Annotated in this window: 26 protein-coding genes and 1 riboswitch; of the genes, 9 read left to right on the plus strand and 17 right to left on the minus strand. The window is 55.9% G+C overall.

What is annotated here, in order from left to right; all coding sequences use genetic code 11:
* Positions 1-445 precede the first annotated feature (445 nt).
* From GXP58_06915 to thiF, 16 genes are all read right to left on the minus strand, one after another.
* On the minus strand, positions 446-1,882 hold the full coding sequence (locus tag GXP58_06915; GenBank protein NOY53339.1) for an MBOAT family protein: 1,437 nt from the start codon (positions 1,880-1,882) through the stop codon (positions 446-448).
* Between the two features lie 103 nt (positions 1,883-1,985).
* A complete protein-coding gene (locus GXP58_06920) occupies positions 1,986-2,873 on the minus strand; it encodes an ISL3 family transposase (protein ID NOY53340.1) in 888 nt (295 codons plus the stop codon).
* 88 nt (positions 2,874-2,961) lie between these two features.
* Positions 2,962-3,135, minus strand: a complete 174-nt coding sequence (locus tag GXP58_06925) for a hypothetical protein (GenBank protein ID NOY53341.1) — start codon at positions 3,133-3,135, stop codon at positions 2,962-2,964.
* Positions 3,136-3,489: 354 nt separating this feature from the next.
* A complete protein-coding gene (locus tag GXP58_06930) occupies positions 3,490-3,981 on the minus strand; it encodes a hypothetical protein (protein ID NOY53342.1) in 492 nt (163 codons plus the stop codon).
* Between the two features lie 212 nt (positions 3,982-4,193).
* Entirely contained in the window at positions 4,194-4,322 is a 129-nt protein-coding gene (locus GXP58_06935) for a BrnT family toxin (GenBank protein ID NOY53343.1), read from the minus strand.
* A gap of 100 nt (positions 4,323-4,422) precedes the next feature.
* Positions 4,423-6,822 (minus strand): sucrose synthase, encoded by a 2,400-nt coding sequence (locus GXP58_06940; protein NOY53344.1) that lies wholly within the window; start codon positions 6,820-6,822, stop codon positions 4,423-4,425.
* Positions 6,819-9,011, minus strand: coding sequence for an HAD-IIB family hydrolase (locus GXP58_06945; GenBank protein NOY53345.1), 2,193 nt, complete (start codon positions 9,009-9,011; stop codon positions 6,819-6,821). Before GXP58_06945 ends, GXP58_06940 begins: the two co-directional genes overlap by 4 nt.
* Positions 9,008-9,907 carry a carbohydrate kinase gene (locus GXP58_06950; protein ID NOY53346.1) on the minus strand — a complete coding sequence of 300 codons (900 nt, stop codon included), beginning with the start codon at positions 9,905-9,907 and terminating at the stop codon, positions 9,008-9,010. Before GXP58_06950 ends, GXP58_06945 begins: the two co-directional genes overlap by 4 nt.
* Positions 9,908-10,011: 104 nt before the next feature.
* Positions 10,012-11,133, minus strand: coding sequence for a murein transglycosylase A (locus GXP58_06955; protein NOY53347.1), 1,122 nt, complete (start codon positions 11,131-11,133; stop codon positions 10,012-10,014).
* Positions 11,134-11,142: 9 nt separating this feature from the next.
* Complete coding sequence (gene nadA, locus GXP58_06960; GenBank protein ID NOY53348.1) at positions 11,143-12,093, minus strand: quinolinate synthase NadA; 951 nt, start codon at positions 12,091-12,093, stop codon at positions 11,143-11,145.
* Positions 12,094-12,328: 235 nt separating this feature from the next.
* Positions 12,329-13,630 carry a phosphomethylpyrimidine synthase ThiC gene (gene thiC, locus GXP58_06965; protein ID NOY53349.1) on the minus strand — a complete coding sequence of 434 codons (1,302 nt, stop codon included), beginning with the start codon at positions 13,628-13,630 and terminating at the stop codon, positions 12,329-12,331.
* Complete coding sequence (gene thiE / locus GXP58_06970) at positions 13,630-14,283, minus strand: thiamine phosphate synthase (GenBank protein NOY53350.1); 654 nt, start codon at positions 14,281-14,283, stop codon at positions 13,630-13,632. Before thiE ends, thiC begins: the two co-directional genes overlap by 1 nt.
* The gene (locus GXP58_06975; GenBank protein NOY53351.1) at positions 14,283-15,056 is read right to left on the minus strand and encodes a thiazole synthase; all 774 of its coding nucleotides are present in this window, start codon (positions 15,054-15,056) and stop codon (positions 14,283-14,285) included. The genes thiE and GXP58_06975 overlap by 1 nt, the downstream gene beginning before the upstream one ends.
* Before the next feature lie 256 nt (positions 15,057-15,312).
* Positions 15,313-15,513, minus strand: coding sequence for a sulfur carrier protein ThiS (gene thiS / locus GXP58_06980; GenBank protein ID NOY53352.1), 201 nt, complete (start codon positions 15,511-15,513; stop codon positions 15,313-15,315).
* 117 nt (positions 15,514-15,630) lie between these two features.
* A complete protein-coding gene (hydG, locus tag GXP58_06985; GenBank protein ID NOY53353.1) occupies positions 15,631-17,025 on the minus strand; it encodes a [FeFe] hydrogenase H-cluster radical SAM maturase HydG in 1,395 nt (464 codons plus the stop codon).
* Positions 17,022-17,822 (minus strand): sulfur carrier protein ThiS adenylyltransferase ThiF, encoded by an 801-nt coding sequence (thiF, locus tag GXP58_06990; GenBank protein NOY53354.1) that lies wholly within the window; start codon positions 17,820-17,822, stop codon positions 17,022-17,024. Before thiF ends, hydG begins: the two co-directional genes overlap by 4 nt.
* Positions 17,823-17,921: 99 nt before the next feature.
* Positions 17,922-18,027, minus strand: a riboswitch (TPP riboswitch).
* A 129-nt stretch (positions 18,028-18,156) separates the two neighbouring features.
* Here thiF and GXP58_06995 point away from each other — a divergent pair.
* From GXP58_06995 to GXP58_07035, 9 genes are all read left to right on the plus strand, one after another.
* A complete protein-coding gene (locus GXP58_06995) occupies positions 18,157-19,128 on the plus strand; it encodes a hypothetical protein (protein NOY53355.1) in 972 nt (323 codons plus the stop codon).
* 74 nt (positions 19,129-19,202) lie between these two features.
* Positions 19,203-19,826, plus strand: a complete 624-nt coding sequence (locus GXP58_07000) for a DUF445 family protein (GenBank protein ID NOY53356.1) — start codon at positions 19,203-19,205, stop codon at positions 19,824-19,826.
* A 4-nt stretch (positions 19,827-19,830) separates the two neighbouring features.
* Entirely contained in the window at positions 19,831-20,694 is an 864-nt protein-coding gene (rsmI, locus tag GXP58_07005; protein ID NOY53357.1) for a 16S rRNA (cytidine(1402)-2'-O)-methyltransferase, read from the plus strand.
* Between the two features lie 22 nt (positions 20,695-20,716).
* Positions 20,717-21,844 (plus strand): DUF362 domain-containing protein, encoded by a 1,128-nt coding sequence (locus GXP58_07010; GenBank protein NOY53358.1) that lies wholly within the window; start codon positions 20,717-20,719, stop codon positions 21,842-21,844.
* Between the two features lie 68 nt (positions 21,845-21,912).
* On the plus strand, positions 21,913-22,590 hold the full coding sequence (locus GXP58_07015; protein ID NOY53359.1) for a response regulator: 678 nt from the start codon (positions 21,913-21,915) through the stop codon (positions 22,588-22,590).
* 184 nt (positions 22,591-22,774) lie between these two features.
* Positions 22,775-23,221, plus strand: a complete 447-nt coding sequence (locus GXP58_07020) for an Rrf2 family transcriptional regulator (protein ID NOY53360.1) — start codon at positions 22,775-22,777, stop codon at positions 23,219-23,221.
* Between the two features lie 140 nt (positions 23,222-23,361).
* Positions 23,362-24,309, plus strand: a complete 948-nt coding sequence (locus GXP58_07025; GenBank protein ID NOY53361.1) for a bifunctional riboflavin kinase/FAD synthetase — start codon at positions 23,362-23,364, stop codon at positions 24,307-24,309.
* Positions 24,306-25,331, plus strand: coding sequence for a flippase-like domain-containing protein (locus tag GXP58_07030; GenBank protein NOY53362.1), 1,026 nt, complete (start codon positions 24,306-24,308; stop codon positions 25,329-25,331). The genes GXP58_07025 and GXP58_07030 overlap by 4 nt, the downstream gene beginning before the upstream one ends.
* 2 nt (positions 25,332-25,333) lie before the next feature.
* Positions 25,334-25,606 carry a hypothetical protein gene (locus tag GXP58_07035; protein NOY53363.1) on the plus strand — a complete coding sequence of 91 codons (273 nt, stop codon included), beginning with the start codon at positions 25,334-25,336 and terminating at the stop codon, positions 25,604-25,606.
* On the opposite strand, the gene GXP58_07040 is transcribed toward GXP58_07035, so the two are convergent.
* The gene (locus GXP58_07040; GenBank protein ID NOY53364.1) at positions 25,594-26,295 is read right to left on the minus strand and encodes a 1-acyl-sn-glycerol-3-phosphate acyltransferase; all 702 of its coding nucleotides are present in this window, start codon (positions 26,293-26,295) and stop codon (positions 25,594-25,596) included. The genes GXP58_07035 and GXP58_07040 overlap by 13 nt on opposite strands.
* Positions 26,296-26,436 lie beyond the last annotated feature (141 nt).

The raw sequence follows: 26,436 nt of genomic DNA on the forward strand, positions 1-26,436 counted from the left end.
AAGAGATAACGACTGCCGATATAATGGGATATTCCCATCCGTTTCTGAAAAAGCTTCCACACCTCCTCCAACTCTCCCCGACGATAGGGAACAACGCCGAGATAGTCTTCGATCATTCGATTGACGTTGAAAAAGAGCCATCCTTTCCGGCCTATAACGACCTTTTTTATCGGCGAGGTATGCAGTAGGAAAACTTTGTATAGGCTGTGGAGTTTGATGAGTGGGGTGCGGAAGCCGAAATGGTCGTTAAAGTAGGTTTCGAAAGATGACGGAAAGGACTGGACCGACTTCAAATCAGTGGGGAAGGAAGGTAAAGAAGCAAGTCTGCGTTTTTCTCCCATGCTCACCGTTTCACGATGTCCTGAGATCATTCCAGCCATAGGAAGGAGGAGCAGAATGCAGAATATCAGGACAGTCACTCTTTGGTATAAAAGGGCCATGGGGGTCAGAACCTGAAATAGATAAATGGGTTATAGGCATTAACTGAAAGATCGAGCAGAGCGATCAGAAATATTGTGCCGTGGCCTGCGATCATGGCCAGCCTCCACATACCTTCGGGTCCGGGCAGATTGCCTTTCTCTCCCCGCCAGAGGGCGGCCAAACCTTTTAAGGGCCATGGTACGGCAAAGAGGATCCCGGCAAGTCCCGCAAGAAAAACCTCAGGATTAAGAAGGTATGCAAGGGGTAGAGAGAGACCCGGAGAATTTCTCCCTATTAGTGCAGTAAGATAATGTATTGCGGCTGCCATTGAGTCGGCCCTAAATATTACCCAACTGAATGAAAGGAACAGGAGGAGGTAGAGGTGCCGCAGGGGTGCCCAAAGACGTTTTAAGATGCGGCCCAGCCCGATTCGTTCGAAAACCATAAAAACTCCGTGCAGGGCTCCCCAGATAACGAAATGCCAATCTGCTCCATGCCAGAGACCGCAAAGCAGGAAGACTGTAAAAAGGTTTGCGTAGGTCCGTATTCGGCCCTTTTTGTTTCCTCCGAGAGGAATATAGAGATAGTCCCGGAACCAGTTGGAGAGTGAGATGTGCCACCTCCGCCAGAATTCCCGTACGGAACCGGCAATGTAGGGATGGTCAAAATTTTCCAGATAATGGAAACCGAACATCCGCCCCAGCCCAATGGCCATATCGGAGTAGCCGGAAAAGTCATAATAGATCTGCAATGCATAACCGATCACCCCCAGCCATGCCAACGGGACTGTGAGCCGTTCCAACGGGAGAGCGAAAATCCGGTCCACCACACCGGCCATTACGTTTGCAATCAGGACCTTTTTCCCTAGTCCCTGAATAAAACGTCCAATTCCGTAAGAAAAATCCGCCGCGGTTATCCGTCTGTCCCGGAGTTCACGGGCCACGTCATGGTATCGAATAATGGGACCGGCGATGAGCTGAGGGAAGAGTGAAATATAGAGTCCGAGATCAAGCAGACTTTCCTGTGCCGGTACGTCATTACGGTAGACATCCACCAAGTAGGAGATCCCCTGAAAGGTAAAAAAGGATATCCCGATGGGAAGATGGATCGCTGCCAAATGCGGAGGTGACAGGGAAATGCTCTGGAACAGAAGAGCGAGGGAATCAACCATGAAGTTGGCATACTTGAAAAACCCCAGGAGGGAAAGATTGGCTGTTACCGCCAGAGCGATGGTCCAGCGTCGTGCATGAAGTGACTGGCTGCGGGAGATCAACAGGCCAAAAGCGTAATTAAGCCCGATAGAAACCAGCATGACAACTACATATAGGGTCTCCCCCCACGCGTAGAAAACCAAACTGGCAGCCAGCAGAAAAAGGTTTCTCCACCGTAGAGGAAGAAGAAGATTCCCTGCCAGCACTACTGGAAGGAAGATAAAGAGGAAAAGAAGAGAACTGAATACCATATTGCCTGATTTCAGAGAAAGGTGCATTCCCCGATCCCTTTGTCCTCCTTCTTATCAATTATGATGGTCTCGGGGGGGTCGCACTGGATAATCTTTTTGGTTCTCAACAAGATCGTGTGGGTAAGTCCGGTTTTCCTGCAACGAGATAAATAATGGTTCGATAATATTGAAAACTCTTGAAGCCATAGGCCCTTTTTAAGGCGGTTTTAATCTTGCTGTTAATACCTTCTACAATGCCGTTGGTGATCCGGGATCGCGTGTAGTTGAGCACGCCGTCCCAATGGTTTTTAAGGGTTTTGGCAAAAACAACGACCTGTTCAAGGCGACTGTGTGTTGCCCAGTAATACAATTTCTTCAAATAACGTTCAGCCACTTTCGGATATTGAAAGCTCCAAAGTCGTTGCAGCGCTAATTTGATGTAATAGGCACGTGATGTCTTAAGGTCCAGGGATTTGAGGTAGGCGATCCGTTCTGTCTGAGCACCACTCAGGTTTCCAGGATTTTTAAGCCAAAGATAGCGAGAACGTTTCAGGAGTTCGGGTTGCTCCTTGGTTTTAGAGCAGCGAACCTCATCGATGGCGCGATTCATCATGGACATGACATGGTAATGATCGAAGGTGTTTGCAGCATTCGGCAGGTACTCATGAACCCCTGAAATGTAGGCCGGCCACATGTCGCAGCAGACTTGCTGAATCTGCTCGACGTTTCCTTTGGGGTCCTTGAAATCCTGGGCAAATTCCTGAAGAACTTCGGCATGACGATGCTCAGCTACATAAAGCACCCGGGATCTCTCCAGGTCACAAAAGGTCGTGACGTATTTATGGCCCTTTTGTTTGGAGCATTCGTCGATTCCTGCGGCGACAACCTTGGAAAGATCCAGATCCTGGCGCGCTTGCTTCACATAATGTTCGAGAATTCGCCAGACACTGTTCGGATGTATGCAAAGTTCTCTCGACAATGGCAAAACGGGCATCTGTTCAGCTAAATGCAATACAAGGGCCTCAAAGATTAATTATCATAAATGGGTTACCCACACAAAACTGTTTAGTCGATCGTTTCCAAATTAATATTACATCCCATCATGCAACCGAGATGGATTCAAGGCCATATTCCCAGCGGAAGACAACAGGATTTTCATTCAGCTCTTTGATCCATTGTTGAATCCGGCACTTCAACTCGTCTTTGGTTCCGACACGAATACAGCGCAGAAAAGTCTTGGCCATTTTAGCCAAGAGGCTTTCAATAATATTCAACCAGGACTCGTGCTTGGGGGTAAAGGTAAACTCAAACCGTTCCGGAACCGTGGCCCCAAGCACTGCCGGGTTTTTGGGGAGATATGGGCGGAATGGTTGTCCGGAATGATCCGGGTCGTTGTTTCTTCCGGAGAGAAATCATCCAGCATTCGCAGCCAGGTCACGAACTCACGACTGCGGTGAGGGTCGGCCACCATTTCGTGTATTTGGCCATTTAGAAGATCAATCTCCGCCGGAAGACTCACAGTTCCCAGACACTTATACTCGGAATCTCTGGAAGCCAAAGAATGTACCTCCGGAAGCGGAGGTAAACCCGAGGCAACATTAGCAATTGCTTGAATACCCGGTTCTTCATCATAGGACAGAATCGACACGGGAGGCGGACCGCTCTCTCTTTGCTGGCTCAATGCGACTCCTTCGTAGATATGCAAGATTTGAATCACCTTCCATTTCAGGATCTCGGCGTTCCAGATAATAAGTGATCTTGTGAGGTCGGACTCCGCTCTTGTGCAGGATCTTGGAGATCGTGCCCCTCCGGATTCTTGCAAGAGAGGGATGCCCGGCTCCCCGGCAATAGGTTCGTGCATGTCGAGCCAACAGTTTGTTCGTCCACAATTCAGAGGAATAACCGAATTCTTTCGGCTTCCGACAGACAAGACTGGTCAGCCAGATCCGAGCTTCCAGAGTAATCTCAGGGGGGGCCGATCTCGGCAGACCGTCCAGCGCCGTCAACGCTCCCAAAGCAAGGGCCTTATCAATACATCGCTCCAATTTTGGACGGTTGGTGGAATGTTGACGTACGATTTCCGTAATGGTCACGCCTGTTGCATATGCTAACAGCATCATGGCTCGTTGGACACGGCTGTCTTTTTCGGCGTGATTGCAACTATCCATATCTTATAATGAATCCTGTTGATTGTGCAAGGAGTTTTCCATTGCCGGGGTCGGACCACGGTACCCTATTGTTATTGATTGATTCATGCCCCAATAATCGGTGTTTTAAACGCTTAGAGCCGTATTTTTGCGCCCTTTCGTTTTTGAAAAATCATAATAATCTCTCATTTTCTTCTCCTCCGGTATTCTTTTTGTTCAGTTTTTATTGCCTTCCTGGCCGATATAAGCCGCACAACTTCCTCACTGTCTCGAAAACAGTGGCAAACGATGAGAATACGTAACTTGAAACTCATCCCAAGCACGATCCCATAATGTTTATTTTCCCATACGTTAAAAGGATTCGAGCACCGGAACAAACGCAGTCCTGCGGAAAAACAGGGGTGATATGGGCCGTTACATCTCTTCGACGCGCTTCTTATAAAGCAGATGATACAACGTCCGCGAATAGATTTTCATCTTCCGTTTCTCGATGTTGGTTACGGCATACCGCCAGAAGCCATAGAGCTTGGTCTGTTTCAGCAGTTTCTCGCTGTAGTGCCGCCAGGTGTATTTTTCCTCGATCCGTTGAATGGCATTGTTGGAGATATGATTCCAGGTCAGCGGACCCTCCCCTCCCTTCTTCAGGAAATCGATCAGTTGGTCCCGCAGGAGATCGTGTCGAGTCGGGTTGATGAGGAAGCCATTCACTCCATTCCGAATGATCTCCGAGGGTCCGCCGAACTGGGTGGCAAAGACCGGCAATCCGCAGGACATCGCCTCCAGAACGGTCAGGCCAAACGCTTCGAAGAGGGCCGGCTGAACAAAAAAACCGCTGTGATCGGCGATAACCCGGTAAATCTCCCCCGTATCCTCCTTTTTAAGCTGCATCCCGATCCATCGGATCTTTCCCTCCAGGTGATACTCTTCGATCAATCGGTGCATCCGGAGAACCTCTTCTTTTTCTTCCGGGTCGTCGGTGGCCTCGGGGTCGATCTTCCCGGCAATAATGATCAGGTTGGCCCGGTCCTGAATTTCGGGATACTTTCCGAAACATTCCACAAGGCCGGTAACATTTTTGATCTTGTCGAGGCGAGCCATGGTAAAAATCGGTGTCTTCCCCGGGTCGTCAAGACATCCGAAGATCTCTTCCCCTTCCCGTTCAAAGATGAAGGAAGTGAGTTCACTACAGCGTTTCTTGTCACGCCGGTCTTTTTCGGAATAGGGATAGTAGACCGATTCATCCACACCGGGCGAAATGACATTGAATTTCGGGTGGAAGAGATTGATCCCTCCCAGCACCTGGCAGAAGCCCGGCATGGTGTAGTGCTGGTAGGACTCGTACTGCCCCATGACGGAGGCCGTTCCGGCGATCTCCTGGAAGGTGCTGGTAATAATGAAGTCGGCCATGTTCATCGACAGCAGATCGGCGGTAAACTGAAGGGAAAAATGGTACTCCGGCTCCATCTCCTCCCAGTAGAGATCGGAGAAAAGGTATTTCGATTTCTCCAGGGCATGGGCGATATTGCACTGGATCACGCCGGTCTCCTCGGAGAGCAGGGAAGCGACGAGGTTCCCGTCGGAGTAGTTCCCGATGATCAGGTCAGGGTGCCTCCCCAGCTCGACCTTCAATTCATCGAGGGCCTCGTAGGCGAACTGTTCCAGGTAGGGCCAGACCCAGAAACGGGAGATCCAGTAGGGGATGACATTTTTCTCCCGGTCACGGAAGGGAACCCGGAGAATCCAGCAGTTCCGGGTGTTTTTGATCTTCTCCAGCCGCTCGTGGCAGGTGGTATTTTCACTCTCCGGGATGAGCCGGGTCACCACCATGATCTTCGGTTCAAAGTCGAGGCCGGAAAGGAGAAGGTTCTCCGCAAGGGCGGTCTCCAGGGCATGAACCTGATCAAGGATGTAGACCACCTGCCCCCCCGTGTCGGGTTTGCCCAGGACATTTTCCTGCCCGAAAAAACCATGGGGGGAGATGATAGCGACTCGGGAGACCATGGGAATCCGGGAGATAAAACTCTCCAGCGCCAGACTGTCCGGCGCCTCAAAGAGATCCAGGAGAAGCTGCATCGATTCGAGGACCCGTTCCGGGGAATTGCCCCACCCCGGCTCAAAACCGAAGATCTGCAGTTTCTGCGTGACCTCGGCAAAGGAGAGCGCCCCATCCACCTCTTCCAGCCATGCCACGGCCCGGTCGAGCATATCGAGCAGTTGGTCCTCGTTCCGGATTTTCTCCCCGTTGACCAGGAGCTGTTTTCCCCCCAGGCAATGAATCTTCAAAAACTCAAAGAGTTTCCGGTGCCACGTATCCGGGTTCTGGAAGAGACTGCTCGACATGTGGCGATTCAGAAATTCGATCCCCTTGCCGACATTGCGTGGGTCCCGGATCAGGGGAGAATAGTCGTAAAAGGGGGTGAAGTCGATCTTCAGTTTCATGGGAGTGGCACCGTTTTCCTCCCGGATACAACTGTCCCGTAAATCGAGGAGTTCTCCGACGGAAATCTGCTCGGGTTCCCCGAACTCCGTGTCGGTATGGGAAAACTTATAGATTCGGTCCTTGCCCATCTGGTAGCGGTGGATAAGGACGGCAAATCCGTCAAAAAGGATCATCTCGGGGACCTTGCCTAAGAAGGAATCCAGGGACGACAAGTCCCGCAACGCTTTTCCCTTTCCCCGAAAATCCTCCCAGGCCAGAAGAAGGTCATTCCTCAGGAGGTACCGTTTTTCTCCCCGGAAGAGTTGATGGAGAAAGGCATGAAAATCCCGGACGGATTCCTCCGGAACCAGATCAATCCATTGAGTTTTTCTCATCCCTGCATCTCCAGAAAACGGTAATTTTCAATCCCCTCGAGGATTCCCGCCGTAAAGCCGTCCCGGGAGAAATAGATATTCCGGCTCCCCTTGAGGTGGTCCAGTTCATCACTGTGGTTCCCCACAACAATGGCCGGCATCTCCCCCCGCAACATCTCTTCATCATTGCCCGAGTCTCCGCAGACGAGAATATTCTTCAGGGGGGTATTCCATTTGTAGGCAAGATAACGGATCGCCTTCCCTTTCGAGGCACGGTAAGGCAGAATGTCGATAAACTGCCTATGGGAAAAGATCAGGTTGTAACGACACTTGTTTTCCACCAGCAGGGCATGGATCCGGGCCAGGGTATCGGACATATTCAGATGAGTTCCGTCGATGTAGTAACTCAGCTTGAACTGCCGCTGGGTCTCCCCTTCCTGAATCTCCAGGAAGTCGAACTCCGTTAAGAGCTGCTTGATCTTTTCCCGGTTCCAGCGAGCAGAGATGTGGCTCTCCCACCCCTTGTCGGGGACCAGGTCTGGACCATAGTAGATCTCCGCGCCGACGGAAGAGATGATCAGATCGGGTACGGGAACATCATTCTCCTGCAGTACCTCCATGGCGGAATCAATGGTCCGGCCCGTGGCAATTCCGAAACCGACGCTTTCGTTATTCTTGTTCAGCCGTTCCAGGAGGACTTCCAGTGCCTCTTCGTTCCCGATGAGGGTATTATCAATATCGGAAATAATAAACTTGTTGACCCGGCTCATACGCCGTCCGAAAGCATCCGCCCCGGCCGGCTCGATCTTTTTTTCCTCTTCGCCGCCGCAGAGCGGGAGTACACCCTTCGTCAGATAGGTCTTGCAATGGGCATCCCAGGCATAATGCTTCCGGACGTTGTTGATCCCGTTCGTGGAGAATTTCTGCCACAGGTCGGGGTTGACGAGGATCTTCTTGATGGCCCGGGCAATCTCCTTGCCGTTCGTTACATCCACGAGGATCCCGTTCCGGCAGTTTTTGATAATATCCCGGGGACCCCCGTCATCAGTCGCCACGATCGGAAGTCCGCAGGAGGCCGCCTCAAGGAGGGTCAAACCGAAGGGTTCCGTCAGTGCCGTATTGATAAAGATCCCCTTCTTGCCGGCGGCAATCCGGTAGAGTTCAGGAACCTCGTATTCGAAATCATGTTTCTTCGGAATGGCCAGTTTGCCGTACAGATCGTACTTGTCCATGAGCAGAAGAATCTCCGTCAGGACCTCCCGTTCGTTCTCCTCCATCTTCGAAATATCCTTCCGGATCCCCGCAAAAACGGCTAGGTTCGCAAGGGCCTGCAACTCCTTGTTCATGCCGTAGGCGGAGATCAATCCGTCGATATTCTTCCGTTTTTCCGGACGGCTCAGGGCAAGAATCAGCGGTTTTTCAGGTTGAAGGAAGAAACGCTCCAGGTTCGACGAGATCGATACGATCGCCTGCTTATGGACTTCATCGACCTTCTCGTCGGAGAAAATATCGTCATAATAGGGATGGAATTTCGTCAGGTCGATCCCCGGCGGAATCACGCGATACCGGGGCAGTTCATGGTTTTCATAGAGGTCGTACTGTACCTCCACCTCCTGGTGGGTCGAAGTGACCACAAGGTCAACATGTTTCAGGATCTCCTCTTCCACTGCGATCCGGTGATCGATCCGGAAACGCTTGTTGACGGTATCTTCACTCATTCCGCCCGCAAGAAGCCTTTCCTTCTTCGACCGGCCGAGGGAGTGGCCGGTGAAGACAAAGGGGAGCCCGAGAATGTGTGCAAGATCCATGGCGATCTTGCCCGCATCGGCGTAATGGCCGTGAATAATGTCGGGGAGCGCCCCTTCGCTCTTCAGGAAGCGTAGGGTCTTGTCCACATATTCATCGAGGAAGGGCCAGAGAAGCTCTTTGCGGATGTACCGGGTCCCACCGCACTGGATGCGGACGATTCGTACATTCTCCGCCAACGGCTCGATGGGGCGGCTGTAATCGGGAGAGACACGCTTGTCCCGGATCAGGCGTGTAAATAGATCGACCTGCCGCACCCCCGGATGCTTTCCCAGCGCCCGGGCCAGTTCCAGGACATACTTGATCTGCCCCCCGGTATCGGCATCGCGGCCCATCTCCAGATTGTGTTCCCGAATCAGGCCATGCAGGCTGATCATCAGGATATGCTTCCCATGCCGGCTCATCGTTTATCCGCCTCCTTCCATGTGAGATAGGGTCGATAAAATGCACCGTTATCCGGGACGGCGCCCGGCAGTCCGCAGACCGCGCCGGCGAACTCGGCGGCCCGATCGAGAATAAGCTCCGGCGCCCAGCCTCGCAGGATCCCCATCGCCAGGATCGCGGTATAGGCATCCCCCGCCCCCACGGTATCAACCATGACCGGGACCCGCGCCGATCCCGTCCGAAAAGATTCGTCCCCATGATAGAGAGCGCTCCCCTTGGCCCCCCGGGTCAGGCAGACCCATTCCAGACGGTAGCGTTCCATCATCTCTTTCACAAACAGATCGTCGTTTTCCTCCCCACCCAGCAGTCCACGACAGATCTTCAGTTCCTCATCGTTCAGTTTCACAACATGACAGGCTGCAAGAGAACGTTCAATCACTTCCCGGGAAAAGGTGTTCTTCCTCAGATTCATGTCGTACAAAAGAAGGGCGGAGCCGACCCGGTCCAAAATGGCATGAAGCGTACTCCGGGAATGCGGATGCCGCTGCGCAAGGGTCCCGAAATAGATCAAAGCCGGTCCCTCGTCGAGGACACGGAGCAGCCTGTCCCCGGCCTCGATATGATCGTAGGCCACATCCTCCACGATGGTGAAATCAGGCACCCCCGCCGGATCCACCCTGACCCGTACCGTACCGCTCGGGTGGCGGGGATCCCTCTGGAGCAGATCGGAAGTGATATGATTCCGCAGGAAAAACGCTTCGACGGCCCGTCCCCGCTCATCGTCACCAACCCGGCTCACCAGGCGGCTGTCGAAGCCGAAGGAATGGAGGTGAAAGACGAAATTGAAAGGCGCCCCTCCCAGCCGCTCGTACGCGGGGAAAATATCATAGAGGATCTCTCCGAAACTGAGAATCATATTTCATACCGGGATCTGAATGGATTGGAAACGTATTGAAAATAAAAAGGATTATAGCACAGAAAGAAGGAAAAAGACAAATGGATAAGAACATTTTATTGGCTCTATCGCTTCCGTATGAGTATATAGAGCCTCCCGCGCACCATCATCACACCGGCCATGGCCCCGGCCTTCTTTCCTTCCCCGAAATAGATATCGGCCCGGAACGGTCCTTCGATCGCCTTGCCGATATCCTGGCTGACGGCGAAGTGTCCCTCGTATCGCCAGTCCGACACATCGCCTTTTTCGTCAAGGACCGGAAGCTTCGTCGTATAATAGAGAAGGGTTCCCGCCGGGATGACGCGGGGATCGGTCGCCAGCGAATGCAAAGGGGTGAGCGGGATATCGAGAACCCCGTGCGCCCCTTTTCCAGCCACCTTGAAGAAGATATAGCGGGGATCGGCGTTCATGATCCTCTCCGCCTCCGACGGATGGCCGCGGAGCCAGGTGGAAATCCCCTGCACCGACCCCTCTTTCGGAGTGAGCTTCCCCTCCCGGATCAGCAACCGTCCGATCGAACGGTAGGGACGGCCGTTGCTCCCGTCGTACTGGACCCGGATGACCGACCCGTCGGTAAGCCGGATGCTCCCCGCCCCCTGGATCTGTAGGAAGAACCGCTCCACCGGATCGTCGAGCCAGACCTGTTCCAGCCCCCGGCCGGCGAGGACATGACCGCTGTCAATCTCTTTTCGTGTGTAGTAGGGAGGCGGGGCGGAGGAAACGGTTCCGTTGATCCCAAAGGGATCGGGTTTCAGTTCCGGCGGACGGCGATAGAGAGGATATCGGAAGCGTTTCGTCCGATGCAAGGACCCCCGCAGGAGCGGCTCATAGTATCCGGTAAAGAGGACCTCCTCCGGGATCCCGTAGAGATGGAACCCCCCGCGGAGACGCTCCACCCAATCCCCCCCGCCCCGCGCCCCGTCGAGGGCGGAGCGGAAAACGGTCAGCGTCTTGATGAGATCCGCGACGGTCACGGTACGACCGGCGAGTCTCACCGGCGCCTTCGGATCTAAAGCGTTCATGGCGGTAAGGGTATCCTCCGCTGTCTTCCGCAGAAGCGCAGGAGAGTCGCCGTTTTGTTCAAGGATACCGAAATCCCCCGGCCGGAGATGAACTCCGAGACGGGACGGAGGAAGACAGCCGATCCAGAGGAGGAAGAAAAGGAACGCGAAGAGGGCATGTTTCATCAGGAATGCTCAGGGAATGGCCAGCATGCGCTCTAAGGCGGCCACGGAGCGGAGCCGGATCTCCTCGGGGACCGTGATGACCGTCTCCATCTCTTCCAGCGAGCGGGCGACCAGTTCGAGGGTGGTCCGTTTCATGTTCTGGCAGGTCATCATGGGAAGGTCCCACGGGGTGGGGGCGTCGGAGACAATATGAAACACCTTGCCCGGATTCCGGTTCCGCAGGTTGTACAGAAGGCCCCGCTCCGTGCAGACGATAAACTCCCCGGCCTCGGACGCTTCCGCGTAGCGGAGCATCCCCGAGGTGCTCGTCACATGGTCGGCAAGTTCCAGCACCTCCATCGGACATTCCGGATGGGCCAGCACGAGTGCGCCGGGATGCCCGGCCTTCGCCTCCCGCACCATCTCCGCCGTAAGGAGATTGTGGACGATACAGAATCCCTTCCAGGGAATGATTTTCTTCTCTGTAAACTGCTGCGCGTAGGCGGAGAGATTCTTGTCGGGGATGCAGATCACCCGGTCCGTATCCAGGGAGTTGATGACACGGACCACGTTCGCCGACGTGCAGCAGATATCGCTCTCCGCCTTCACCGCGGCCGAAGTGTTCACGTAGGCCACGACGGGAACCCCCGGATGTTCGGCCTTCAGCGCCCGCAGCTTTTCGACCGTCACCATGTCGGCCATGGGGCATCCGGCGTAGCTCGCCGGGAGGAGGACCGTCTTTCCCGGATTGAGAATGGCGGCGCTCTCCGCCATGAAGTGGACCCCGCAGAAGACGATCACCTCGGCATCGGAATCAACGGCAAGCCTGGAGAGTTCCAGGGAATCGCCGGTATGATCGGCAATCGCCTGGACCTCGTCTACCTGGTAGTTGTGGGCCAGGATCACGGCGTTCCGTTTCCGCTTCAGGTCGAGGATTTTCCGGTTCAGCTCTTTGATGACATCGGATTTAAGTTCATTCATTGGGGCACGTTCCCGATGAGAGGTTGAGTGTTGAAAAGGATATGAAAATTTCCGGAGAGTGTCAAGGAATAGATCTAAACGATCTTTTTCATCAGCCGGCTCCCCCAAGGGTGTTTCCTTTCATGATAATCCCGCAACCACCTCCGGACAACAAACCATTCGAATTATATCTAATGTCAGGCAGTCCCGATCCTGCAGAAGCGATCCTTTTGCCAATTTTAAACCTCGTAAGTCATCAACTTTTATTAGAAGAAGTTTCTCCCAGAAACTCGTTCACCCCCTTGATGGCGCAGAACTCCCCGCACATGGAACAGACCGCCTCATCCTGCGGCGGCGAGGACTCCCGGATTTTCCGCGCATGTTCCGGGTCGAGGGAGAGACGGATCTGGGCATCCCAGTCGAGATCCCGCCGGGCGCGGGCCATCTCCCGGTCCCGTTCCATCGCCCCCGGGATCCCCTTGGCGATATCGGCGGCATGAGCGGCGATCTTCGCTGCGATCACCCCTTCCCGTACATCGCCGACCGTGGGAAGGCGGAGATGCTCCGCCGGTGTCACGTAGCAGAGGAAGTCGGCGCCAGCCGCCCCGGCGATCGCCCCGCCGATGGCGGAGGTAATGTGATCATAACCGGGGGCAATGTCGGTCACCAACGGCCCCAGCACATAAAAAGGGGCCCCGTCACAGAGTTCCTTCTCCAACTTGATATTCATTTCCACCTGATTGATCGGGACATGCCCCGGCCCCTCGATCATCACCTGCACTCCCGCCTCCCGTGCCCGCTTCGTCAGCTCCCCCAGAACGATCAGTTCCTGGACCTGTCCCCGGTCGGTGGCGTCGGCCAGACACCCGGGACGCATCCCGTCCCCCAGGCTGAGACAGATATCGTAACGGACCGCGATCTCAAGGAGCCGGTCGAACTGTTCGTAGAGAGGATTCTCACGGCCGTTATGGATCATCCATTCCAGAAGGAAGGAGCCGCCGCGGCTTACCACGTTTAAGAGCCGCCCCTCCCGCCTCAGCCGCTCGATGGTCCCGAGGGTGACGCCGCAATGGACCGTCATGTAGTCCACCCCCTCCGCTCCCTGCCGCTCGATCACATCGAAGAAATCCTCCGGGTCCATCCGCACGACCCCCTGCCGCTTCTCTACCGCATGCAGCGCCGCCTCGTAGATCGGAACCGTTCCGAGTGGAACGGCGACCTCCCGCAGGATCCGGCGGCGGATCCCCGGAAGATCACCGCCGGTGGAGAGGTCCATGATCGTGTCGGCCCCGGCGGCCACGGCGGCTCGGGCCTTTTCGATCTCTCCGTCGGCATCAAGATGATCCCTCGAGGTCCCGATATTGGCGTTGATCTTGGTCGAAAGCCCCTCTCCAATTCCGATGGGAATGCTCTCCCTCCGGTTCCGGTTCCGAAGGACCACCGCCCTCCCTTCCGCCACCTTCCGGGCCAGCGCCTCCGGCGGGATTCTCTCGTTCCGGGCCACCTGCCGGATCTCTTCGGTCACAACACCCTTGCAGGCCGATCTCATCTGCGTCATCATCTCATCCCTTCCCGGCGGGGAGTCCCGCCTCTTCGTTGAAGTTCCGTCATTATACCCGCAGCGGTTTCCCGGATGTCCCCACCGGCCAGAACGGCGGAGATCAGTGCAACTCCGAAAGCCCCGGCCCGAAGCACCGGCGCCACTTCCCGCTCCCCTATCCCGCCGACGGCAAAGACGGGGACCGTCAATTCACGGCAAGCCGCATCAAGTCGGTCAAGCCCGAGAGGGGGGCCGTAAGACCTCTTTGAAGGAGTGTCGAAGACGGGTCCGAAGGTCACGAAATCGCCGCCTTCCGCCTCCGCCGCCTTCGCCTGCTCCAATGAGTGGGTGGAAACTCCGATCAGGGCATCCTTCCCCACGATCCGACGGGCCTCCCGGGCGGAGTAACTCGACTGCCGCAGGTGAACCCCGTCGGCCTCGACAGCCGCGGCGATGTCGGCCCGATCATTGATCAAGAGCTTCGCCCCATATTCCCGGGTCAGTACTCGGACCGTCATGCCCAGGTCATAGAGTTCCCGGTCGGTAAGGTCGCGCTCCCGAAGCTGCACCGCACGCACACCGCCTTCGAGGGCCTCCTCCAGGGCGGACAAAAGATCTCCGCCCGGAACCTGTTGACGGTCGGTGATAAGGTAGAGGGTGAAGTCGATCATTATTGAATCATTCCCTCAATCGGGCTGCTCGCCGTGGCGTAGAGCTTCCTCGGGATACGACCCGCCCGGTAGGCCAGCCTTCCCGCCCGGACGGCATGGTTCATCGCTTCCGCCATGGCGATCGGGTCCCCGGCGCCTGCGATCCCCGTGTTCATCAGGACCGCCTCCGCCCCTAACTCCATCGCCACCACGGCGTCCGAGGCAGTCCCCACGCCGGCATCGACCACAACCGGCACCGACACCGATTCCATGAGTATCCTGAGATTGTAGGGATTGCAAATTCCGAGGCCCGAGCCGATCGGGGCGCCGAGCGGCATGACCGCCGAGGCGCCGGCATCCTCCAGTTTCATCGCCAGGATCGGATCGTCCGTGGTATAGGGAAGGACAATGAACCCTTCTTTCACGAGAACCCGGGTCGCCTCGAGAAGCCCCTCGGTGTCGGGGAAAAGACTCTTGTGCTCTGCGATCACTTCGAGTTTGACCATGTCGGAAATCCCGGCCGCGCGGGCAAGGCGCGCCGTTCGAATCGCCTCGTCGGCCGTGCTGCACCCCGCCGTGTTCGGGAGGATCTTGTACTTCTTCGGATCAATGTGTTCCAGCAGGTTCTCCTTCGTCGGGTCGGTAATGTTGACCCGCCGTACCGAGACCGTCACCACGTCCGCCCCGGAGGCCTCCACCGCCCGGCGTGTCTCGTCGAAGTCTTTGTACTTCCCCGTCCCGATCCAGAGACGAGATCTAAACTCAATGCCGGCGATCATCAGTTTCTCTTCCATTGTGAACTCCTTATAGAGCGGTCAGCGGCCTGTTCCAGGAATCGCCATCCCGGATAAACCGGGACGCTACATCCGCCGGGGGTAAACCCCGGCGCTACGGGTCCTTTGTTCTTATCTTTTTATCCTGTAGATCCAGCCAGAAAGGTTATTGCTTTTCTCTGCGCTCTCCGCGTCTCTGCGGTGAATGCCTTTTGTCCTTGATCTTGTTTTTGCCTTTGATATTGTTTTTTTCATGATTGTCCTTGTGCATGCGGGATCATCCTCCCCCCACGAACCCCACCACCTCCAGCACATCCCCATCAGCCAGGGTCGTCTCCCCGTAGACCTCGGGGGGGATGATCTCCCGGTTCAGCTCCACCGCCACCCGGGCCGTGGAGAACCGCAATTCCTGCAATAATCCGGAGAGAGCCATCCCCTCCGCAATCTCCCGTTCTTCCCCGTTGAGTTTGATCTTCATCTCCGTGCCCTCAAGGTTTGTGTTTTTCGTTTTTGTCTTTAATCCGCCTTTTCCACATTTTGATTTTCTCTGCGCCCTCAGCGTCTCTGCGGTGATCGTTTTTCGCCTCTGTCTTTTTCAGAAGTGGACGTCTTCTTCCCCCCGGGCGACCCGATCGAGGCCCTTCTCTACTTCCCGCCGGAAGGCATCATCTTTGAGCTGTGTTACGCGGGCGACAATCTGTTCGTGCACGGCGGCACGCGTCTTTTCCGTTCCGTGGTCCTTAAAATACTCCATGAGGGAGAAGAGTGCATTGGCCTCGCAAAAATCCCGGACCCTGCCCGACTCCGCAACGGCACGAAAGGCCTCCCCCGTCCGGCCGGAACGGTAGCAGGCAGTGCAGAGGCTCGGCTCCAGGCCGTGATCAAGGATGGCTGCAATCACCTCATCCAGGTTCCTGCCATCGCTCAGGGAAAACTGAGCGGTCCCCGTCTCCTCTTTCGCATGGGCATAGCCGCCGATGTCGGTCCGGGACCCGGCGCTGATCTGGGAAACGCCGATCCGGATCACCTCGTCCCGCAGTGCCGCACCTTCCCGGGTGGAAACGACCACCCCGGCGTAAGGCACGGCCAACCGGAAGACCGCGACGATTTTTTTGAATGCTTCGTCGGAGACCGGACAGGGAACCGATTGAAGAGCGGAGCCTGCCGCCGGCTGGAGACGGGGGACCGAAACCGTGTGGGGACCGACGCCGAAGCGCTCTTCGAGATAGCGCGCATGGGCGATCAGGGCCAGGACCTCGAAACGATCGTCGTAAAGGCCGAAAAGTGCCCCCATCCCGACATCGCCGAATCCCGCGGCCACGGCCCGGTCCATGACGGAGAGACGCCGTTCATAGTCGCTCTTCGGACCGGAGGGATGCATCCGGGCATAGGTTTCCGGGTGATAGGTCTCCTGAAAACATTGATAGACCCCCGCGCCAGCCCCCTTCAGGCGTCTGAAGTCATCTTCATCCATCGGGGCGGCGTTGACATGAACGATCCGGATCGGCGTTTCCCGGTAGATGGCCGAGACTGCGTCGCAGAGGTAATCGATGGAGGAGCCGCTCCCCTCCCCGGCCACGAGGAGAACCCGCCGGTAGCCTCCGTCATACAACGCCCGCGCCTCCTCCACGATCCCGGGGATCGGGAGGGTCTTCCGTTCCGCCTCCCTGTTCTCCCTCCGGAAGCCGCAGTAGAGACAGTTGTTGACACAGCGGTTGGAGATGTAGAGCGGTGCGAAGAGGACGATCCTTTTACCGAAAACCCGCTCCTTGACCTCCCGGGCCGTCTCGTAGAGGCGGTCGATCAGGGCGGGTTCTTCGATCGACAGCAGCACCGCTGCTTCCAAGAGGTCGAGCGGCTTTCCCTGCCGGGACTGCTCCAGAATGGTCTCCGCGAAAGCCCCGCCACGATGCCCCGGCTGCAAAAGGTTCTGAATTTCTTCTTCCGGAATCCGGAATGCACTCTTGACTTTCTCTTCCTCTGTTTTCATTTTTTCTCCAGTAATAAACGTAAAACAACATTCGCCTGGTGATGCGCCGCCACTCCCACCCGGGGGGACATGAGTCCCGTTCCCGGCGCAGCGGCCGTCGTCCCATCGCCGACGATGAAGCACCGTTTTCCGAAGGGAGTGATCCGGATTTCCCCAGAGGGACCGTACCCGGCGAGGCCCGAGGCGCAGACGACAAAGGTCCCGTCCATCTTCCGGAGGACGGTATTGATCATCATCGACTTGGCTTCGGCCGTATCGAAGGCCTCTACGATTACGGAGACCCCGGCAAAGATCTCCGTCAGGTTCTCCGGGGTCAGACAGACTTCATGACTCGAAACTTCCACATAGGGGTTGATCCGATGGAGGTTCGCAGTCATTGCCGCCGCTTTGGTCATCCCGATCTGGTCGGTGAAATACTGCTGACGGTTCAGGTTGGAAGGTTCCACCACATCGTAATCGGCAAGGATCAGCCGCCCGACGCCGAGCCGGGCAAGCGCCACCGCCACGGAGGAACCGAGCCCTCCCAGTCCGGCAATCCCGACGACCCCCCTTTTCACCTTATCATGGACACCGGGCGTATGACGGGCCGCCATGAGAATTTCCAGTTCTTCCCGGGAAGGAACCTCCCCGCGCCGGATCAGGACCACCTCATCCCCCTCTGAAAGAAGCCGGTCGTCGGACACGGGAAAACCGTTGAGAATGAGGAGATCGGCGTTCGGCTTTTCGGCTTCACGAAGGGCATGGAGAGTTAGTTGCTCCGGCAGGGCGAGAAACCTTTCATTGACTTTGATCCGCATGGCAGAACTCCACCCGCAGGATCGCAGCGGCAATCCAGGACCCACGAACCGGATGAGAGTAAAGAAGGAGGATTCGGAGGGAGCGGGGAGACCCCGCAAAAAAGACTCCAAACCGTTTCCCTACGCCGGCATGACCCGGATCAGGTTCGAAGGGTCGCCCGTCTGCACGGGACTCTCAGCCGTTCCGGCTCCCCTACGGTTTGATGATGGGACTATAGCAGAAAGAAAGTATCCGTGTCAAATACTTTGCCGGATCGTACGTTTTCCCGTTTCCGGCAAAGACACCTTCCTGTATAATTGCATGAGGAAATCTGTGAATCACGGGAAGGAACCAATGAAAAACCGCATCCTCATTCTCATCAACCCGGCGGCGGGAAACGGCGCAGGCAGCCGGATCCATTCGTTGATCCGTTCATCACTGCATGATCCGGCCCGCGGGGAAAGGATTGATGCCGTCCTCACCGACCGGATCAACCTGGTTTCACAAGCCGGTGAAGCTGCGCTCCGCTATTCCCGGATCATCGCCGCGGGGGGAGACGGCACGGTCTCCCGGATCGCGGAGGGAATCTTCAGAAGCGGAGGGAAAGCAGCGCTCGGACTCCTCCCTCTCGGAACCGGGAACGACCTTGCTCGCACACTGGGGCTCTTCCCCCCTGCCCTCCGGGAGACGGAACAAGGCCTTGCCGACGCCGTCGATTCCATGGCCCGCGCAGGGACACGCCCCTTCAACCTCCTCGCCATGGATGGGGTCGGATACTTCATCGATTACGCCGGGATAGGACTCGACGGAACCGTACTGAAGAGCTACACAGCGTTTCAGAAGAACCGTTTCTATCGGCTGTTGCGGCCGGCACGGCTTCTCCGTCTTCTCCTCTACGGTCTGTTCCTCTTGCGTCACCTTGCATACCGACTCCCGCCGAACATCGAGATCCGCACCGGCGACGGGGATGAACCCGTCCATACAGGGAAAGAGCATTCCCTTCAGGGTGTCGTCATCAGCAATATCCCCTACTACGCCGGCGGTTTTCCGCTCGCGCCAGAAACCGATCCCTCCGGCGGTCTTTTTACGGTCACGCTGATAAAAGGTCTTCCGGATATCCTCCGTATCCTCTCCTCCCGGATTTCCCCCTCTCACCACATTCCCGAAGCCCTCAGGCAGATCAACACCTCACGCCTGACCTGGTCCGTCCCGCCGGGCGTCCCATTCCAGTGGGACGGAGAATGGTCTTCCACCCCTCTCCCCCCCTCCGGAACGGTCAAAGTCGCAGGACAAATACCGGTACTGATCCCCCTTTTTCAAAAATAGACCACGCGGGAAAATCGGTTTGCCTCCCCATTATATTATTGTTATAGTACCACTCTCGAACGGGAGACCTGATCATGATCGACTGGCGTTATCTGACTCTTCCGGTGATCGGTGCCGTCATCGGATGGATCACCAACCTGATCGCCATCAAGATGCTCTTCCGCCCCTACCGGCCGGTCAAGATTCTCGGCATGACCTTCCAGGGGTTGCTCCCCCGCCGGCGCAAAGAGTTTGCCCTCAGCATTGCGAAGACGGTGGAACGGGACCTGCTCACGGCCGAGGATATCACCCGTTTCCTCGAAGATGTTCACTGGGAGGAGGAGGTGGAACGGGCCGTGGAAGAAAGCCTGGAGAGCCGCCTCAAGAGCGGGAGGGTCAGGCTCCTGCTCAGGGCACCGATCTTCGGCCTGATCGGGCAGGAAGTGATTCGTCAACTGAAGGGAATCTTGAGCCGGACCATCATTGAAAAAGTCCGGGAACACAAAGGTCCCCTGGTGGAAAAGTTCCAGGATGCCCTGGAACTGGAAAAGATCATTTCCAGGAAAGTGGAAGGCTTCAACATGGAAAAACTGGAATCCCTCCTGATGAACCTGATCGCGAAAGAACTGTCCTATATCGAGCTGGTGGGGGCGGTCCTCGGTTTTCTCATCGGTCTGGCACAGATGGCGCTTTTGCTTTTTCTGAAAAATATTCATTAATATGATGGCAACAGGGATCCTCTACATCGTGGCCACACCAATCGGCAATCTGGAGGATATAACCTTCCGGGCCGTCCGAATCCTCAAGGAGGTGGATCTCATCGCCGCTGAGGATACACGTCACTCCTCCCGGCTTCTGAAACATTACGGGATCACAACCCCCACAACCAGCTATCACGACTATACGGATTCGAAGAAACGTGCCTCTCTGATGCGCCGACTGGCGACGGGTGACAAGATCGCTCTCATCAGCGACGCCGGCACACCGGGGATCTCCGATCCCGGCTACCGGTTGATTTCCGAGGCGGTTGCCGGAGGGATCGAAGTGACGGCCGTGCCCGGTCCATCGGTCCTGACGGCGGCGCTCTCCGCAGCCGGTCTTCCCACGGATGCCTTCTATTTCAATGGTTATCTCCCGAACCGGGCCGCCGCCCGCCGTAAGGTGCTCCGATCCCTGGCGGAACGGCGGGAAACCCTGGTCCTCTATGAGGCACCCCACCGGATCACGGCCTCGCTTTCCGACATGAAAGACCTGCTCGGCAACCGGCGAATCGCCGTCTGCCGGGAGATGACCAAGCTCCACGAGGAGATCTTCCGGGGGAACCTGGAAGAAGCCCTGCAAAACTTCTCCACGCGGGAAAAGATCCGGGGGGAGTTTACCCTCGTTGTCGAAGGGGCGAAAAAAGACCCGGCTCTACCGGTCGACCTGAACCTTCCGGATGAAATCACCCGAGCCATGGAGGGAGCAGGAGTGAACCGGAAGGAGGCGGTGCGGATCGTCGCGGAACGGTTCGGCCTCCCGAAAAAGGTGGTTTACCGGGCAAGCCTAACGGACAAGGATTCGCACTTACCATCATCACCTCGATGAATTCATACAAAGGAGAAAATCGATGGAACCGAGCAAAGTCTATTACGTCTCCGCCCGGGCGACCAAGTGGTCCTACCGGGAGAGCCTGGCGGGCCGTTTCGAGACACTTCTGAAAGAGTTCCAGGTCGGGAAGTACCTCAAGAAAAAAGACCCTGTGGCGCTGAAGATGCACTTCGGCTCCGAAGGGGCGCACAGGATCATCCGGCCCCTCTTCGTCCGAAAGGTGGTTGAGACCGTTCGCCGGGCGGGGGGAAAACCCTTTGTCACCGACACCGTCCGGATCAAGGGACTTGACTACCTGAAGGTAGCGAACGAAAACGGAATCAACGAACAGGCCTGCGGGGCGCCGGTGATCCTGGCCGACGGAATCTTCGGCAATGATCACGTCTCCGTACCCTCAGGTTCGGAACAGGGGGAGGTCTTCGTCGCTTCCGCCCTTCATGACGCGCCGTCCATGATCGTCCTCTCCCACTTCAAGGGGCATGTCAATGCCGGAATCGGCGGGGCAATCAAGAACCTCGCCATGGGGGGGCTCTCCGGCTCCGACCGCAACCACGACTGGAAGCACGGCAGGGGGGGAATGCATACCCACCACACGGCCGGCAAGATCGAGTGGGAACGGGAACAGTGCAGTCTCTGCAACCAGTGCGTGGAGATCTGCCCTCTCGACGCATGCTCTTTTGAAAACGAACTGTGGGAATACAATGCAAAAAAATGCTGGCGCTGCGGGCGCTGCGCCCGGGTCTGCCCCGAGGGGGCCCTTGATATGCCGATGGATGAGGACCGCTTTCACCAGGGGATGGCGGAATCGACAAAGGCCGTTCTTTCCACATTTAAAGAACACCGCGTCCTCTACATTAACTTTCTGCTTGAAATCCAGCCGGAATGCGACTGCATGCCCGGCGCCGATGTACCGGTAGTTCAGGACCTCGGGATTCTGCTCTCCGACGATATCGTGGCGATCGACCAGGCATCCTGCGACCTGATCCTCCAGAACCCGCCTCTCCCCGGATCCATGGCCGAGGACCGGGGGCTGAAGCCAGGGGACGACATCATGCTCAAGCTTCACAGAATCGACGGCCGGAAACATATCGATGCGGCCTGTGCGCTGGGCCTGGGGAACAAGGAATATTCCCTCATCAAGACCTGAATCGTCTTGACACCCGCCCCGAAAACGTTATAAAAATGATAGGTCTGCTTCTCGAAAGGATTATACCGGTGGGAAAGATTTTGATTGTTGACGATTCCGAGGACAATCGCGAGGTACTGCGCGCCGTCCTGGAACACCAGGACTATGAGGTCATCTCCGCTGAGAGCGGCGAAGAAGCAATCCGCCTTGCCGTCGAGATTTCTCCGGACCTGATCCTGATGGATGTCATCATGCCGGGGATGGACGGGATCACGACCTGCCGGACGTTGCATACCCATGACAAGACGCAGGGGATTCCGGTCATCATGCTGACGGCAAAAAATGAACCGGAGGACTTGCAGCGGGGACTCGAAGCAGGGGCCGTGGACTACGTCAAAAAACCCTTCCTGATGGCCGAACTGATGGCACGAGTCAAGACCGCCCTTCGCCTGAAGGCCGCCCAGGACAAACTGGTGGTACAGGAAAAAAAGATCGCCGTCATGGAGCTGGCCGGGGCCGCCGCCCATGAACTCAACCAACCCCTCACCGTCATTAACTGTCAGGTTAAACTCCTTGAAGAAGCCCTCGAAGAAGAGGGGGTTTTTCCCGGCAGCCGGGAGATCGAAATCATCTATGAATCGGTACGGAAGATGACGGAGATCATCCGGAAGATCGGGAACATTACGAAGTACAGAACCAAGGAGTATCTCCTCGGCGACAAGATCATCGACCTTGATGAAGCGTGCGAGGATGAAGTCGAGGAATGACGTACGTTCCGCATTGCCTTTGACGTTGATCTTGCCTTTGCCGGATCCCGCTTTTCGCCGCTTGACCTGCTTCCTGCAAAATCGGGGGAAGTCCAGATATCTTTTCCCTTGACATCACGGCGGCAGAATGTTTAATTTAGTAATTGAATTCAATTGATTCATTTAACTATTTCCGGAATCCTTCATGGAATTGACTCGGGCTGCGGATTACGCCTTGCGGGGTGTTCTATATCTCTCCTTGCAACCGGAAGGGACCCTTTCCGTCATCAGCGAAATTGCCGAACAGATGGATATCCCCGAAGGGTTCCTTGCGCGAATCTTCCAGACCTTGGCCAAATCCGGCATCATCCGTTCCCACCGGGGCAAAAAAGGGGGCTTCTCCCTGGCTCTTCCGGCGGAAGAGATCAATATGCGGAAAGTGATTGAGACCATGGAGGGACCGATTCACCTGAACCGCTGTCTCAACGGATACGGCGACTGCGGGCGTGGAACGCTCTGCTCCCTGCATGATGTGTGGTGCCGCATTCAGGAACAGGTGATTACGACCCTTGGTGAAACAACCTTCTCCTACCTCGCCCAACAGACGAAAAACAAGATGCAGGAACATCCCCCTGCCGAATCATCTTCATGAATCAACGAGAGAAAGAGAACGATTCTTACGGAATAATTTTTTTCTGTCGCTGTATTTGCCAAGATCTTCTGTTGACAAGGCCACGGAGAGTATGAGAATGATATCAGAGTAGATTCGAACTCCTGATCCGGAATATCATCATGCAAATCATTCGCGACCTTGTCCAGCTGGAACATCGGTTTACTTATCCTGTCGTCACCCTCGGCAACTATGACGGGGTGCATCTGGGGCATCAGAAGATCTTTGAACAGGTGATGGCAAGAGCCCGGAAGATGTCCGGGACCTCAATCATCTTCACCTTCGAACCGCACCCTCTCAAAGTACTTTCCCCTTCCACGGCCCCACCGCTTCTGAATACCTTTCGACGGAAAATGGAACTCTTTGAGGCCTACGGCATCGAGGTCGTCATTTGCGCTGAATTCACCCGGGAATTAGCCGCCACACCACCGGAGGACTTCATCAAAAACATTCTTGTCGATCAAGTCGGAGTAAAAGAAATTCTCGTGGGATATGACTACGCCTTCGGCCGGGGCAAACAGGGAAACACCGACGCCATGGCGGAGATGGGAAGACGTTACGGTTTTCAGGTAGAGGTCATCCCGGCATTTACCCTGCATGAAGAAGTGGTCAGTACGACTCGAATCCGGGAGCTCGTGCGCCGGGGAGAGATCCGGAAGGTCTGTACTCTCCTTGGACGTTGCTACGCCAGCGAGGGGATTGTCACCGCCGGCGACCACCGAGGCAAAGGCCTGGGCTTTCCCACGGCAAACCTCGAATCCCATAATGAAATCTTCCCGAAACGGGGGGTCTATGCCGTACAAGTCGAATACAAAGACCGTCTCTTTGACGGCGTGGCCAACATCGGGACCCACCCCACTTTCGGCGAAGGGCAGGTCACCATCGAGGTGCACATCTTTGATTTTCAGGAAGAGATCTATGGACAATTCGTCCGGGTTCTCTACCGGGAACGCCTTCGGGATGAACAGACCTTCGGTAGCAAGGAAAGTCTGGTCCGCCAGATCCATCAGGATATCAAGAAGACCAGGGAGATCCTTCAACCACACGGAAAGAAAGAAACATCCAAATGATCAAATCACGTAAAATGTTCTGGTTCGGGATCATCCTCAGTCTCGCCCTCATCATCCTTCTTGTACAACGCACCGACATTCACAAACTTGCCCTCGCCTTCCGTCAGGCAAATTATCTCTACTGCCTGCCGGTCATTGCCGTCGCATTGCTCGGGATCCTGATCCGGGCATACCGCTGGGGTCATATCCTGGCCCCACTGCACCGGGCTTCCCGGAAAAATCTTTTTTCGGCCATGATGATCGGATTCATGGCGATTGACATTCTCCCTGCCCGTATCGGAGAAGTTGCACGAGCCGTTCTGATCGGCAGAAAGGAACCGATCTCGAAAACCAGTGCGCTGGCAACCATTGTCGTGGAACGACTCTTTGACATATTTACCCTGCTTCTGCTGCTGGTCTGGGTCCTCTTTGCCATGTCGCACTCCACACTTCCCCCGGTCTATATCCGTACGCTCAAGGCAGGGGGGACCATGATGGCGGCACTCTTCGTCGGGGTCCTCTTGTTTCTCGTCTTCCTCCGCTTCAATACCGGTGTCGCTCTGAACTTCGTCCGGTTCTGCCTGCGCCCCTTTCCCCACTCATTGCAGACAAAGACACTGGAATTGATGGACTCCTTTGTCGCCGGTCTGACCACGATCCGGATGGGAAGAGACCTTCTCTGGATCATCTTTTACTCCGTCCTTCTCTGGAGTCTCTACGGAATAGGAAATCTTTTTATGCTTCGTTCTTTCGGCATTCGAACACCGGTTTATGTTCCTTTTTACCTGGTGATCGTACAGGCCTTTGCCGTCGGGATTCCTTCCTCACCGGGGTTTGTCGGCACCTACGATGCAGCCGTCGTAGCCGGGCTGGCACCTTTCCATGCCGATGAAGCCGTCCGGCTCAGCTTCGCCCTCCTCTCACATTTTCTGATCTTCCTCCCGGTCATCCTCTACGGGCTCATCCTCCTCTGGAGAGAGCATCTCACCCTCGATGTCCTAGAAAGAGAGGCCGGCACGGAGCCGGAGGAAACGGAGGGATGATAATGGGACGGTTTTTTGTCTTTCTTCTCTGGGGATTGTTTGTCTACCTGTTATGGAAGGTTCTCTTTCCGGGCAGCAGACATCCGCACAGCGAGGAGACCCCGGAAACAACGATGGAGATCATGGTGCATGATCCGAACTGCAACACCTTCATCCCCCGCCCCGAAGCCCTCTCCAGAAAAATCGGCGGCAAAACACACTACTTCTGCAGCCGGAAATGCATGAAAGAGTTTCGTACCCGTACGCACAAAGAAACCCCGAATCAGCAGACCTGATTTCTGATAATGGTTCGGCGAAGACGATCAAGAAATCCGTTCCGGTCCGCACCGTCTGAAGGCTGAACATAGACCGGCTCACCAATAACCACATGGACGGTTCCCGGATGAAGACGGAATGTTTTTTTCGGCATCACCTCGAAGCTGCCGGAGATGCTTACGGGGATGATCGGTGCCCCCGAGGCCTCGGCCAGGTAATAGCAACCTTTCTTGAAGGCATGAACCTTGCCGTCCGGAGAACGGGTCCCCTCGGGAAAGATCAGGACCGACTGTCCCTCACGAATCTTGTCGGCAGCGGCTTTGAGACTTCGACGGGCCCGCTCCCGGTTGGACCGATCGATCATGATGTTTCCATAGCGCCGCATGGCAAAGCTGAAGACCGGAATCCGGTACAACTCCTTCTTCGCGATCCAGCCGAGATGACGGGGAAGATAGCCCATCAGAACAAAGATGTCAAAATAACCCTGGTGGTTGGAGGTAACGATTATCGCGGAGTCCACAGGCAGATTCCGTTCCCCCCGGACCTTGACCCGGACCCCGGAAGCGGCAATAATCGTCCGAGCCCAGAGCCTGGCGAAAAAATGGAGGCACTTCCCGCTGGAATCCAGAAAGGAAAAGACAACAATCAGACTGCCGCAGAGGACCGTCATGAAGATTCCGACGGTCCAAACCCAGAGTGTGCGAATCATGATTCCTCCAAATGGGGGAAGTATAATGGCCTTCAACGGATATTTCAAGCTCTATCCATAGGAAAACATTGACTTTAGAAGGGTTTCTGCGATAGAGTAAACGAACGGTTCGCCGTTTGGAGCCGCAAACGATACCCCGAA

The sequence above is a fragment of the Deltaproteobacteria bacterium genome (genome assembly GCA_013151235.1).
Lineage (GTDB): Bacteria > CG2-30-53-67 > CG2-30-53-67 > CG2-30-53-67 > CG2-30-53-67 > JAADIO01.